The 12591-nt window shown below is 62.1% G+C and carries 12 protein-coding genes; 2 read left to right on the top strand and 10 right to left on the bottom strand.

The genetic code is table 11. The annotated features are described in order from the left end of the window. Window positions 1-19 precede the first annotated feature (19 nt). The 6 genes from OVA00_RS27080 to OVA00_RS27055 form a co-directional block, all read right to left on the bottom strand. The gene (locus OVA00_RS27080) at window positions 20-625 is read right to left on the bottom strand and encodes a deaminase (RefSeq protein WP_034793244.1); all 606 of its coding nucleotides are present in this window, start codon (window positions 623-625) and stop codon (window positions 20-22) included. A gap of 191 nt (window positions 626-816) precedes the next feature. Beyond that, on the bottom strand, window positions 817-2316 hold the full coding sequence (locus OVA00_RS27075; protein WP_371273165.1) for a nucleobase:cation symporter-2 family protein: 1500 nt from the start codon (window positions 2314-2316) through the stop codon (window positions 817-819). Window positions 2317-2703: 387 nt separating this feature from the next. Beyond that, window positions 2704-3006 (bottom strand): hypothetical protein, encoded by a 303-nt coding sequence (locus OVA00_RS27070; protein ID WP_112977163.1) that lies wholly within the window; start codon window positions 3004-3006, stop codon window positions 2704-2706. Window positions 3007-3201: 195 nt separating this feature from the next. Then, window positions 3202-3840, bottom strand: coding sequence for a glutathione S-transferase family protein (locus OVA00_RS27065; protein WP_110818641.1), 639 nt, complete (start codon window positions 3838-3840; stop codon window positions 3202-3204). Window positions 3841-3925: 85 nt separating this feature from the next. After that, window positions 3926-4273, bottom strand: a complete 348-nt coding sequence (locus OVA00_RS27060) for a hypothetical protein (protein ID WP_034793228.1) — start codon at window positions 4271-4273, stop codon at window positions 3926-3928. A 92-nt stretch (window positions 4274-4365) separates the two neighbouring features. After that, the gene (locus OVA00_RS27055; RefSeq protein WP_268089960.1) at window positions 4366-6801 is read right to left on the bottom strand and encodes an arylsulfatase; all 2436 of its coding nucleotides are present in this window, start codon (window positions 6799-6801) and stop codon (window positions 4366-4368) included. Window positions 6802-7110: 309 nt separating this feature from the next. Between OVA00_RS27055 and OVA00_RS27050 the strand changes: the two genes are divergently transcribed. Next, complete coding sequence (locus OVA00_RS27050) at window positions 7111-8124, top strand: aldo/keto reductase (RefSeq protein ID WP_089043569.1); 1014 nt, start codon at window positions 7111-7113, stop codon at window positions 8122-8124. 49 nt (window positions 8125-8173) lie between these two features. Further along, window positions 8174-8428 carry a hypothetical protein gene (locus OVA00_RS27045; protein WP_268089959.1) on the top strand — a complete coding sequence of 85 codons (255 nt, stop codon included), beginning with the start codon at window positions 8174-8176 and terminating at the stop codon, window positions 8426-8428. Here OVA00_RS27045 and OVA00_RS27040 read toward each other — a convergent pair. From OVA00_RS27040 to OVA00_RS27025, 4 genes are all read right to left on the bottom strand, one after another. Then, a complete protein-coding gene (locus OVA00_RS27040) occupies window positions 8410-9351 on the bottom strand; it encodes an HlyD family secretion protein (protein WP_089043567.1) in 942 nt (313 codons plus the stop codon). The genes OVA00_RS27045 and OVA00_RS27040 overlap by 19 nt on opposite strands. Then, window positions 9348-9635 (bottom strand): DUF3302 domain-containing protein, encoded by a 288-nt coding sequence (locus OVA00_RS27035; RefSeq protein WP_060583259.1) that lies wholly within the window; start codon window positions 9633-9635, stop codon window positions 9348-9350. The genes OVA00_RS27040 and OVA00_RS27035 overlap by 4 nt, the downstream gene beginning before the upstream one ends. A gap of 139 nt (window positions 9636-9774) precedes the next feature. Further along, entirely contained in the window at window positions 9775-11292 is a 1518-nt protein-coding gene (locus OVA00_RS27030; RefSeq protein WP_268089958.1) for a M81 family metallopeptidase, read from the bottom strand. Between the two features lie 276 nt (window positions 11293-11568). After that, window positions 11569-12357 carry a transporter substrate-binding domain-containing protein gene (locus OVA00_RS27025; RefSeq protein WP_268089957.1) on the bottom strand — a complete coding sequence of 263 codons (789 nt, stop codon included), beginning with the start codon at window positions 12355-12357 and terminating at the stop codon, window positions 11569-11571. Window positions 12358-12591: the final 234 nt, after the last annotated feature.

Here is a 12591-nt window from a genome sequence, read left to right as displayed (position 1 = left end):
GGTGACGGCTTTTCGAGCGTCAGTTCAGCGGAATGGCGTTGCCGTCCTTGCTGTCCTGATAGACGGAGGAGAGATCGTCGTATTTCGCCCGGATCGCCTCGGCGCGGGCCTTGAGTTCCTGGCGTTGCGGCTCGGGCAGAGCGTCGATCAGCGCGTGGATCGACTGGCCCTTCCAGAAGGCATTGGTGCGGTTGTAGCCGCCCGGCTCCAGCGTGAAGACCTCCTTCAGGATCTTCAGGTCATGCGGAATGGAGAAACTGTCGCGGGAATCCTCGTGGCTGAAGAAGTAGAAGAAATTGTCGAAACCCGCCCAGGTGATCGCCGAAAGGCACATCGAGCACGGCTCATGCGTCGAGAGGAAGATGAGGTCGCGGCTGTCCGGCCGCTTCTCGCCTTCGATCTCGTAGAACCGCTTCAGCGTGTGCACTTCGCCGTGCCAGAGCGGGTTTTCCGTCTCGTTGTTGGTTTCGACAAGCACGGTCGAAAGATCGGATTTGCGCATCAGCGCCGCGCCGAAGATCTTGTTGCCGGCGGCAACGCCCGCTTCCGTTGCCGGAATGATGCCCTTCTCCATCGTGTGAAGCAGCGCATCGAGCAGCGCGTAATTGTCGGTCTCACGTGTCATTCCCAATGTCCTTTTGTTGGGTTTTTCAATCAACGCCAGGAAAAACAGGAAGCGGTTTCCTGCCCGGAATGGCGGGTTTCACAAGCAACTCCAGAAAAAGTGCGAAGCGGTTTTTCGTCCGGAGTTGCGTAATTCAAAGCAACCCCAGGGAAAGCAGTCTGGAATTGCATCATTTCAGGGAGCTTGCCGGTTCAGTGCGCCTCCGCCGCAATCAGCGGCACCTCGGTGCCCTTGGCATCGTAGAGCTTGCCGTTGAGGAAGTAGTCGCCGTCGTGCAGCCTTGCGATGTCCTGGTAGCGGATCGTGCGTTCGGTTGCAGCCACGAAGACCGACTGCTGGTCGGAATTGCCTGCGGTGAAGTGATTGAACAGGAGGTTGAGCAGGATCGCCATGACGGCCGCCGACGAGATGCCCGAATGGAAGATCGTGGCGACCCAGGCCGGGAAATGCTCGTAGAAGCCGGGTGCCGCAATCGGGATCATGCCGAAGCCGATCGAGGTCGCGACGATCACCAGGTTCATGTTGTTGTTGTACTCGACCTTGGACAGCGTGCGGATGCCGCTTGCCGCAACCGTGCCGAAGAGCACGATGCCGGCGCCACCAAGCACCGAGGTCGGCACCGAGGCGACGACGCGACCCATGATCGGCAAGAGGCCGAGCGTTACCAGGAACAAGCCGCCCGTTGCCACCACGTAACGGCTCTTCACGCCCGTCACCGCCACGAGGCCGACATTCTGGGCAAAGGCGCTCTGGGTGAAGGAGCCGACGACCGGCGCGAGAATGCTCGACAGCATGTCGGCACGAAGGCCGTCACCAAGCCGGCGCGAATCCACCTTGGTTTCGACGATCTCACCGACGGCGAGAATGTCGGCCGAGGTCTCGACCAGCGTCACCATGATGACGATCAGCATCGAGATAACAGCCGCAAGTTCGAAGGTCGGATAGCCGAAATGGAAGATCCTCGGCAATGCGAAGACCGGGCCGTTTGCAACTTGCGAGAAATCGGTCATGCCGGCGACATAGGCAATGCCGGTACCGATAACGATCGACAGCAGGATCGAAAGCCTGGAGATCGAAGCGTTGCCGAGTTTGCTCAAGAGCAGCACGATGATGAGCGTGACCGCCGCAAGCTGGATATTGGCGGTACTGCCGAAGTCCGGCGCCGCCTTGTTGCCGCCCATCGCCCAGAATGCCGCAACCGGCATCAGCGTCAGGCCGATGGTGGTAATGACGATGCCGGTGACGAGCGGCGGGAAGAAGCGGGTGATGCGCGAAAACACCGGCGTGATCAGAAGGCCGATCAATGAGGCCGCGATGACCGCACCAAGGATCGCCGGAATGCCGCCATTGCCGGAAATGGCGATCATCGTGGCGACACCCGAGAACGAGACGCCCTGCACCAGCGGCAGGCGGCTGCCGAAGAACGGCACGCCGATCGTCTGCAAGATGGTGGCGAGGCCACCGGCGAAAAGCGAGGCGGTGACGAGCAGGCCGACATCGCCGGAATTCAAGCCCGCCGCCTGGCCAAGGATCAGCGGAACGGCGACGATGCCGCCATACATGGTCAAGACGTGCTGCAGGCCATAGGCGAGGTTCGCGCCGATGCTCAGCCGTTCGTCTTCCGGATTTTGCGCCGGATTCTGGGTATGCGTAGTGTCCTCTGAAATGCTTGCCAAGGGTATCTCCTCCATACCTTCGCGATATGTCCCGTCTCCAGCGGGACAACCAAAAGGGTACTGAAGGTAGGCAAATCTCGCTTTCCTAAAAAAGGCGAAACACCTTTCGGGTTTTGGGCGGGAATGGTTGGGGCGGGAATATCTGCCGCAATCGGTCTTTTTTTAGCGGTTTCCGACGCTTTCAACCGCAAAATCCGATCGCCAGGGGCAATCTGCTCCACCGATAGGCCATTCAAAGGAGAGCAGAGATCATCGCATTGCGCAATGGTCGCGGCGCTCTCGTACCGCTTTCCCCGCCGATCGAAGGGCACAATGAAGCCGAGGCGGCCGCCGGCACCGCCCGTGTCACCGTTGCCTTCACTGCGAAAGTTCCAGCCCAGCACCAGTTGGACGCGACTGCCCCTAGAGGCTGCAGCCCGGATGCTTGTAGAGATCGGCCTGCGACAGATCCGGCGGGCATGGCGTGCTCTTGCCGCTCCCTTGGCCGCAAGCCGAGGGCTTGATCTGCGAGATCGCCGAGTAGTGTCCCTGGGAGACATGCACCCGGACGCAGGTCTTGGTGCCGGCATTCCACCAGGTATTGTTGCCGCCGACATCGACATAGCCCCTGGACTGCATCTCGCTCTCGGCGCCAGGCGCGCGTGCGCCGACGAGATCGGCGATATCGGCCGGCGATTTGGCAAGGGTTGCTGTCGGAAGGGACATCAATGCTGCTGCTGCGATTGCGACTGTGAAACGTATCGGACGAATTCCTTCTGAGCAAGAAGAGGCTGTTCGCATGCTAGCGCGACTGTATTAGCAGAGGAGAAAATGGATGGCGAGAACAATCACGCAACCTGCGAATGCGCGGCGACAACCACCGGCCGTCGCCGCCGCTCGACGGCAGGCAAAGGCCGCCGCTCAGCCTGATATCGGAGGCAACGCGGGCGCATCAAGCCCGCGGAACGGATCGCGCCAGGCGTCGATCGCCTCGAGCTGCCCGGCCCAGCGCGCAAGTGCCGGATAGTCCGCGAGCGGCAGCCTTGCCACATCATTGTAGGGCAGGAATGTTGCCATGCGAAAATCGGCGTAGGAGACGGCCTCGCCGACCAGCCAGGCGTGAGCGGAGAGTTCGGCATCGAGCAGCCGGGCCGCCTTGTGGAACGCCTTCATCCCCTCCTCCACCATGGCCTCGTCACAAGTGCCGATGCCGTAGCGCAGCTTGGTGCCGCGCTCCCAATGCACCATGTCACAGGCCTTCACGAAGTTCTCCTTGCCCCAGCTGATCCAGCGGACCATCTCCGGCTCGTCGTCATCCCTTCGCCAGAGGTTGGAGCCGACCTGGCGAGAGAGAAAGCAGGCGATCGCATCCGCCTCCCACAGCGCCCGGCCGGGACGCTCCAGGATCGGCAAAAGCAGGTTGGGATTGAGCGGCCGATAGCGGTCCGCCTGGCCCGGCGCCAGCGGCTCGGCATATTCGAACGCAACCTCTGCCTTCAGAAATCGGGCTGTGGCGACCGCCAGGCGCGGATTGGGGTTGCGGCTGAAATAGAGCTTCATGCGGCTTGGTCCTCCGTGTGCACATCCTGAAGACGCACGAATGCTGCGTTTGCCGACAGAGACCGAGACAAAATCGACCGGGACTCTAGCCGGCGCCAGGCGTGTGACGTCCGCGCCAGAGCAAGACCGACAGCACCGCATGAACTGCGATCGCAGGCCACAGAAGGACGCCGGTGGAGCCGTCCGTCAGTCCGAACCAGGCCAGATAGAGCGTGACGGCCGCACTGTAGATCAGCATGCCGATGAGGCTTGAGTTCTTCCAGCAGGCAACGCCGAGGGCGATCAGGGCAATTCCCGCCACCCGGGCCGTCGGGATCGCAGGCCCGGTGAGTAGCTCGCCAAGCAGCACCTGCCCCACGAGCGAAGGCGCCACCACCAGTGCGAGCCCTGTTGCCATCTCCCCGAAGGCGGCGAGATCAAGCACGCGTATCATCGGAACGCACCTCTGCCAGTCGTTTGTGTCCGGGCCTTGCGATGCAAGGTCGCCAGAGCGTCCCATGTGCGTTCACGTGAACGCACGGCGCTCTAGGGCGTTGCGTTTGGCTTCAATTCGAAAGTCAGTTTGTCGATCTTGCCCGTAAAGCGGAAGGGCGTGTCGTAGCGGTGTTCCAGAAGGGCGACGCCGGTGCGCGTGTCGAGACCGACGTCGAAGGTCTCATCCTCGGGGAAAGTGACCGGGATGCCATGATCGATGCTGTTCCTGGCGACCTCCTTGCCGTCCACCGACAGAACGCCGGTGCCCCCGGCGCCAAGTCCCTTTCCATCCGACTTGAAGTCGAAGACGATCCTGTGTTTGCCGGGTTCGAGTTCCGGTCCTTCCCACAGGGTGCGCTTGAGGTCGAGGAGATTGTAGAGGAACACGACCTTCCCACTGCCGACACCGAAGTCGCCCTGGCTGAGGAAGAGGCCGTAACCGCCAAAGCGGCCACCCTCGGTGACGATCATGCCTTGCGCACCGTCGTCGGGTATCTCGACATCGGCCGTAATCGTATAGGACTTGTTCAAGGTGCTCGGCGCAGCGCTGGCCGGCACACCACTCAGTTCGCCGCGGTAGGTGAATTCCGTACGGCCGGCCGTCAGGTTCGGCCGCGGGGCATTCCAGCGTGCGAGCGTCGAATTGTCGAGCGGCAGCACGTTGTACTTCTTCGCCTCGGCATAGAAGAGGTCCTGCAATTCCTTGAGTTTGTCAGGCATTTTGGCGGCAAGATCGGTGAATTGCGTCGGGTCTTCATCGACGTTGTAAAGTTCCCAGTTGTAGCCGGTGATCACGTCGGGCGGCGTCTTGGTGCTGAGTTCCCACGGCAATGTCGCGGGCGTCGTCGCGGCGACCCATCCGTCGTGGTAGATCGCGCGGTTTCCCAGCATCTCGAAGTACTGGGTCTTGTGTTCAGTCGGCGCAGCGGCATTCGCCTTGTCCCATGTGTAGGCCATGCTGACGCCTTCGATCGGCTCCTGTTTGATGCCGTTGATCGTCTCCGGTTGCGGGATGCCTGTCGCCTCCAGGATCGTCGGCACGATGTCGATGAAGTGGTGAAACTGCGCGCGGACACCGCCAGCGTCGTTGATATGGCCGGGCCACGACATGACCATGCCCTGCGCCGTCCCGCCAAAGTGCGATGGCACCTGCTTGACCCACTTGAACGGTGTCCCCATCGCCCAGGCCCAGCCGGCTGCGAAATGCGGGAATGTCCGCTCCGAACCCCAGAACGGATACCAGAGAAACTGGTCCTTCACCGGAACGTCGACGCCGTTGAATGTGGTGAACTCATTCGGCGTGCCGTTGAGCATGCCCTCGGCGCTCGCGCCGTTGTCGCCGCCGATGTAGATGATCAGGGTGTTGTCGAGCTCGCCGATATCTTCCACCGCCTGGATGACGCGCCCGATCTCGTTGTCGGCATAGGCAAGGTAAGCGGCGTACACATCGGCCTGCCTGATGAACAGTTTCTTCGCCTCCAAACTGAGGGAATCCCATTGCGGCAACCCCTCCGGCCACGGCGTGAGCTTCGCGTTCTCAGGCATGATGCCGAGCCGCTTCTGATTGGCGAAGATCGTCTCGCGCACCTTGTTCCAGCCCTCGTCGAAGAGGTGCATGTCGCTGATCTTCTTGATCCATTCGGGCGTCGGGTGGTGTGGTGCATGGGTGGCACCGGGCACGTAGTAGACGAGCCAGGGCTTGCCCGGGGCGATCTCGCTCAACTGCCTGATGTGCTGGATCGCCTCGTCGGCCATGGCCGTTTCCAGGTTCCACTTGGGATTGCCTTCAAACGGATAGATGGCCGTGGTGTTGCGGAACAGGTTCGGCTGCCACTGGCTCGCATCGCCGCCGACGAAGCCATAGAAATAATCGAAGCCCATGCCCGTCGGCCACTGGTTGAAGGGGCCCGCCTGGCTTGATTGATAGGACGGCGTGTTGTGGTTCTTGCCAAACCACGCGGTGGCGTAGCCATTTTCCTTGAGGATCGTGCCAACAGTTCCTTTCTCGATCGGAATGATCGAATCGTAGCCCGGATATCCGGTCGCGATCTCCCCGACGACCCCGTAGCCAACCGAATGGTGATTGCGCCCGGTGATCAGCGCCGCACGAGACGGCGAGCAGAGCGATGTCGAGTGGAAGTTCGTGAAGCGCAACCCCTCCTTGGCGATGCGGTCCATGGCCGGTGTCGGAATGACGCCGCCAAAGGTGCTGGGCGCACCGAAGCCTTGATCGTCCGTCATGATCAGCAGCACATTGGGCGCGCCTTTCGGCGGCACGACACGCGGAGCCCACCAGGGCGTCGATTCCGAGGCCTTTTCCTTGATTAAACCGCCAAAAGCCGGACTTGGTGACGGAAGCTGCTTACCCGTAATTGTTGTCGTCGCTCCCGGGGCGCCGAGCGTCCCTGAAACCTGCTGTGCCCATGCGGACGTAAAACCAAGCGCGAAGAAGGCTGCACCCGCAAGCATGCTCTGGCCAATGGTCATGGCGAACACCCCTATTGCAGATCGTTGAATCTCCACCGATTTAGGCTAGTCTAATATACGCAAACCAGACCCGAGACGCGAGAAGTTTACGACCGGTGTTCTCCATCCGATCCGTCGCAGACGGTCTGCCCGATGGCTTCCCCGGAACACTTCACCAGTTATCCGGCTCCGAACATCGCATCTGTGAATTCGTTTCCCATATCCTGCGAAGCGTACCCCGCTACCGGGACTCCGCTCGCTGACCTATTTTTCCAAACAACGGCGATGCACCGCATCACCTGCCCCATCGATCAGCAAAGGACAGGACACATGACACTCAAGGATATTCTGCCCGGCAAGCTCGGTTTCGGCGCAGCCCCGCTCGGCAACATGTTCCGCGAAATCCCCGAAAAGGAAGCGCTTGCCACCGTCGAGGCCGCCTGGAACGACGGCATCCGCTATTTCGACAACGCCCCGTTCTACGGCGCCGGCCTTGCCGAGATCCGCATGGGCGAAGCGCTCGGCGGTCGCCCGCGTGACGAATACGTCATCAGCACCAAGGTCGGCCGGGTCATCCTCGACGAGATCGAGGACGTCAGCGCCCGCGACCTTGGGGAAAAGGGCGACGTCTTCCGCTATGGCCGCCCCAACAAGATCGTCAACGACTACTCCCATGACGCCACCCTGCGGTCGATCGAGGACAGCCTCAAGCGCCTGAAGACCGACCGGATCGAGATCGCCTTCGTTCACGACGTTGCCCAGGATTTCTACGGCGACGAATGGCTCGACGTTTTCGAGACGGCGCGCAAGGGCGCCTTCAGGGCGCTCGACCGGCTGCGTGACGAAGGCGTGATCAAGGCCTGGGGGCTCGGCGTCAACCGGGTGGAGCCGATCGAACTGCTGCTCGCGCTCGAGGGTCCGCGTCCCGATGGCTTCCTGCTTGCCGGCCGCTATACCCTGCTTGACCATGACCGCGCGCTCCAGCGCGTCATGCCCGAGGTCACCAAGCGCGGCCTCGGCATCGTCGTCGGCGGCCCCTATAGCTCCGGCGCGCTCGTCGGTGGCCCGAACTTCGAGTATGCCCCGGCCACGCCGGCAATTCTCGACAAGGTCGCGCGTATCAAGGCGATCGCCGACCGTCACGGCATCTCGATGAAGGCGGCCGGCCTGCAGTTCTCGCTCGCCAACCCCGCGGTTGCCGCCGTCATCCCCGGCGCCAGCCAGCCGAGCCGCATCGCCGAAGACCGCGCCGCCCTGAACGAAGCCGTGCCGGCCGACTTCTGGCGGGACTTGAGGGCAGCCGGTCTCGTCAACCCGGAGGCGCCGCTACCGATTGCCGGCTAAGCAATTCCAGGAAAAGTGCGCAGCGGTTTTCCGTCCGGAATTGCGTCGTTTGGCCAAGAAATTCCAGGAAAAGTGTGAAACGGTTTTCCGCCAGGAATTGCGACATCTGGCCAAGCAATTCCAGGAAAAGTGCGCAGCGGTATTCCGTCCGGAATTGCGTCATTTGGCCAAGAAATTCCAGGAAAAGCGCGCAGCAGTTTTCCGTCCGGAATTGCGAGAAACCGTCCTATCCTCGCCCGTCTTCCAGCGGGCGGGGCAGCCGGTGGCACCCCGCCGCGCAGCCGATCAGAACGGATTGACGTAGTTGGTGATCGCGATCTGGCGCAAAAGCACCCGGCGGATCACGTGCGCCACCTTCACCCGGTCGGTGAAGATGGCCGCGTCCCCCGTGGCGCCGGCTGGCAGCCGTGCGGCGAAAGCCTGGTCGTCGAGTTTCACCCGCACGATGAAGGGCGCGGCGGAGACTGCCTCCGGGGTCACCGCCGTGCCGGACACCCGGGCTTGCCCGGAGGCGATCGCCTGCAGCACGCCCTCGACCTCACCGGTATAGGTCTCGCCGGGCGCAAACTTGAAGGTCGCCTCCACCATCTGGCCGGGCTCTATATAACGCGCATCGATCTGGTTGATCTCGACCCCGATGATCGTCTCGGAGGTGTCGATAAAGGCCATGGCCGGCGACAGCGGCAGCGTCGTCACGCGCGCGCCCTTGCGCAGCGCAAGGTTGGTCACGTAGCCATCGGCCGGCGCCCGCACCGTCGTCTTGCCGAGTTCCCACTCGGCATTGCTGATCTGGGCTCTCAGATTGTCGACGTCCGCCTGGCGTTGCTGCACGTCGAATTCGGTTGCGGCATCGCGCGACTGCAGCTTCGTCATCTGCGCAAGCCGCAGCTCCTGCAGCGAAAGCTGCGCCTGCAACGCGTCTACCTTCGCCTGGTAGGGCACGGGGTCGATGCGGAAGAGCACGTCGCCGGCTTTCAGGGGGCTGTTGGAGGCGACCGGCACCTCCGTGACCTCGCCGGCGACATCGGGCACGATCGCCACCGAATTGCGCACCACCAGCGCCTTGCCCTGCGGCGCCCCCCAGTTCATCGGAATGAACAGGCCGACGAGGAGTAACAGGAACACGATCGCCGGCGAAATCTTCCAGAACAGGTTGAAAGGCACGATCCTGAATTTCACCAGGCAGAAGAGGATCGCCAGATAGACATTGAAGAGAAAGACGATCATGACTGGCCCGCCTCGCTCGGATGAACCTCGCCCGCAGGGGTCGCCGCCGGATGCGCGCCGCTCGGGCGCGGCACGTCGACATAGGCCCAGATGAGCGCGATCGGCCACAGCGCGAAGCCGAGGAACAGCGTCACCCAGCCCGCCACATTGACCGCCTCGCTCCAGGGATGATTGCGCCTTTTCGCGATCGACCCCGGCAGCATGGCGAGAAAGATCAGCACGGCGACCGTGCTCACCACGAGCACGATCAGCACGATCCAGGCGAAGAGATCGATAAAACTCATGAAGTTGCGCTCCCCTTCACGACGGGGACGCTAGACCCAAAGCCGGGCACTGCGGAAGTACGTAACGGTTACCGCGCCATACGGCTGCCCCCTTTAGAGGGCGCAGGCATGAACCTTGGCCCGTGAACGGCAGCCCGCCTCAGCCGAGTTCGCCGTGATCCAGCGGATAGACCGGCCGCCGCACCCGCTGGAACTTGCGCGCGCCGATATTGGCACTACTGAGGCCCGTGCCGTCGATCTCGACGATCTCGGACGCGATCGGACCGAAGGCGGCGCGGAAATGCTGCTGCGACTTGACGACGACGATCTGATAGTCGGACGGCTCGATGCCGACGGCGCGGAAGAGGTTGCGATCGAGCATCTGCTGACGTTCGCTGCAGATGAGGATGTCGATGCCTTCGACATGAAAGCGCACGCTCGGCCCCATCGTCGCCGGCAGCCCTTGAAACATCGGCCCCTCGAAGACGATCCTGCCGTCCGAAATCGCCTCCACCCTGCCCTTGATCGTGATCGGCCCGCCGCCGACTTCAGGGTCGATCTTGCAGCCGAGCGTAACCTCGCGTGTCGCACCGATGCCGGCAGCGATCAACTCGGCCACGACTTCCGGATCGCAGAGCGCGCCGAAAGCCGCGTTTCGGACGCCGGTATCGAGCAGCCTGGCGAGCACGCAGGTGGAATCGCTGTAGGCACCGCAGCCGGGATTGTCGGAGAAGTCGGCAATGACCAACGGCCCGGCCCCATCTTTCGCAAGATGCGCCGCGACGATGCCGGGCAGCGCGTCGAGCGGCAGCTGCACATCCTGGTGCTCGCGCCGGTCCCAGATCTCGCGGCAGAGACGCTCGGCCTCGGCTTCCGCGTCTTCGGCCGCCACCCGGTTGCGGTCGTAGCAGATGACCGCCGATGGGCCGGTGTTGAAGATATCGGCATCGTAGAAGCCGGCATTGATCGAGGTCGCCAGCATGCCGTCGCGCGCCGCGATCCCGTCGGCAATTTCGAGCAGCTCGGTCATGGCGCAGGCATGGGTCGTGCGCCCGTCGTTGCAGCCGTTCAGCATCGGCGGCTGGCGGATGGCGAGCGCCGGCCGGATTTCGCCGCGCATGGCGCGCTCGAGCAGCGCGCCCGCCTTGTGGGCGCATTCGGCCATGTCCACATGCGGATAGGTGCGGAACGAGACGGCAATATCGAGCAGGCCGGCCATTTCGGGCGCCGAATTGGCGTGCAGGTCGAAGGTCGCGGCGATGGGAAGTTCCGAACCGACGATGCCACGCACCACCTCCAGAAGCTGGATCTGCGCATCGTCAGCCGTTTCCGTGCACATAGCCCCATGGAAGACGATAAACACGCCGTCGAGCCTTTCGCCGTCGAGCGCGCTTTGGAGATCCGCGACGAAGCGCTGCCGCATCGCTTCCTCGATCCTGCCGCCGGGTTCGGCCCGCGCCGCCACGGTATAGACCGGCTGCCAGCCGTACGTGTCGCAACAATCGATGAAGCCGCCGATCTCCGAATTGGTGCCGCGGCAATGGGTTTCTATCTCGGCGCCAACGAAATAGTGGCAGGCCTCGAAGTCCCTGAACCCGGTCTTGAGCTTCGAAAACGTGTTGGTTTCCTGGTTGAATTCGAGAACGGCGACCCGGAAGCTCATCCTATGCACTTTCATTTTGCTGACTGGAAAAATCGAGAAGACGGGCGCCGGGGAAAACGCGAAACCCCGACGCCGCGCCTGTTCTCCTGCCGCGCGATGCGTTGAACGCAGGGCGCGACAGGCGAATTCTGGATGGTTGGAGTTGAACCTTGGATCCGCGGCGGCCCCTCTCGGCAGCTTAGAAGAGACGCCCTCGCGCATCTTCCGAGGAGTTGCCCCTCACCCTAACCTTCTCCCCGCCTGCGGGGAGAAGGTGGCCGGCGGGCCGGATGAGGGATAGAGCCACAAACCTCAGCGGAAATACTCGCTCGTGGTCTTCGGCTTTGCCATGATGTCGAAATCGAAATACTGCTTGCGGATCTTGTCGTAGGTGCCGTTTTCCATGATCGTCTTCAGGCCGGCATTGAGCTTGGAGAGCAGCGCCTCGTCGCCCTTGCGTACCGCCATGGCGTTGCCCTCGGCCGTGTCGAGCACGAAGCTCTCGCCGACAAAGGCGCAGCAGCCGCTTTCTTCCTTGGCCAGCCACTCCGTAAAGGCCATCTGCCCTTCGAGGATCAGGTCCAGCCGGCCGTTTTCCATGTCGAGAAACACTTCGCTCATCGTCGGATAGAGCTTCACTTCGCTATCGGGAAAAAACTCCTGCAGCGCCTCGACCGCGACCGAGCCGGACTGCGTGCCGATCACCTTGCCCTTCAGCGCCTCGGGCGAGATGTCCTTGAGGCCGAGATCCTTGCGGGCGACGAAGCGCATGGCGTTGAAATAGTAAGGGGTTGTGAAGTCGACCTGCGTCTTGCGATCCGGATTGATCGCCATCGAGGCGATCATCACGTCGAACTTCTTGGCCTGCAGGGCCGGGATGATGCCCGCCCACTCATTGGTGCTCCAGACACAGTCTACCTTGATTTCGGCGCAGACCGCCTGGCCGATATCGTAGTCGAAGCCTTTGATTTCGCCGGCTGCGGTCACATAGTTGAACGGCGCGTAATCGCCCTCGGTGCCGATCGACAGCGTCTCGGCATTGGCGGTGCCGGCCGCAAACAGCACGGCGATGACCGATGCGGTCATGAACTTCTTTTTCATCTCGTTCCCTCTGTCCTTCCTGTCGGCCACCCACGAAGTTCCGGTCGCAAGCGTGACCATTGGCCTGACCAAAGGAGCAACTTGCTTGAAACTATCTGGATTTTCGGCCGATTTCAGTTTTCGTTTTGCTTTATTATGCTTCGACAATGCGGGAGGTCTCCAGCCTTCGCAATGTGAAAGAAATCATTCCAGCTATCGAAAAAATTCATGTAGGCTGCAACCGATCCAGACCCG

It is taken from the genome of Ensifer sp. SL37 (assembly GCF_026672675.1).
Classification (GTDB): domain Bacteria; phylum Pseudomonadota; class Alphaproteobacteria; order Rhizobiales; family Rhizobiaceae; genus Ensifer; species Ensifer adhaerens.
The sequence above is the reverse complement of the archived record's forward strand: the minus strand, read 5'-3'. Positions and strand labels throughout refer to the sequence as shown.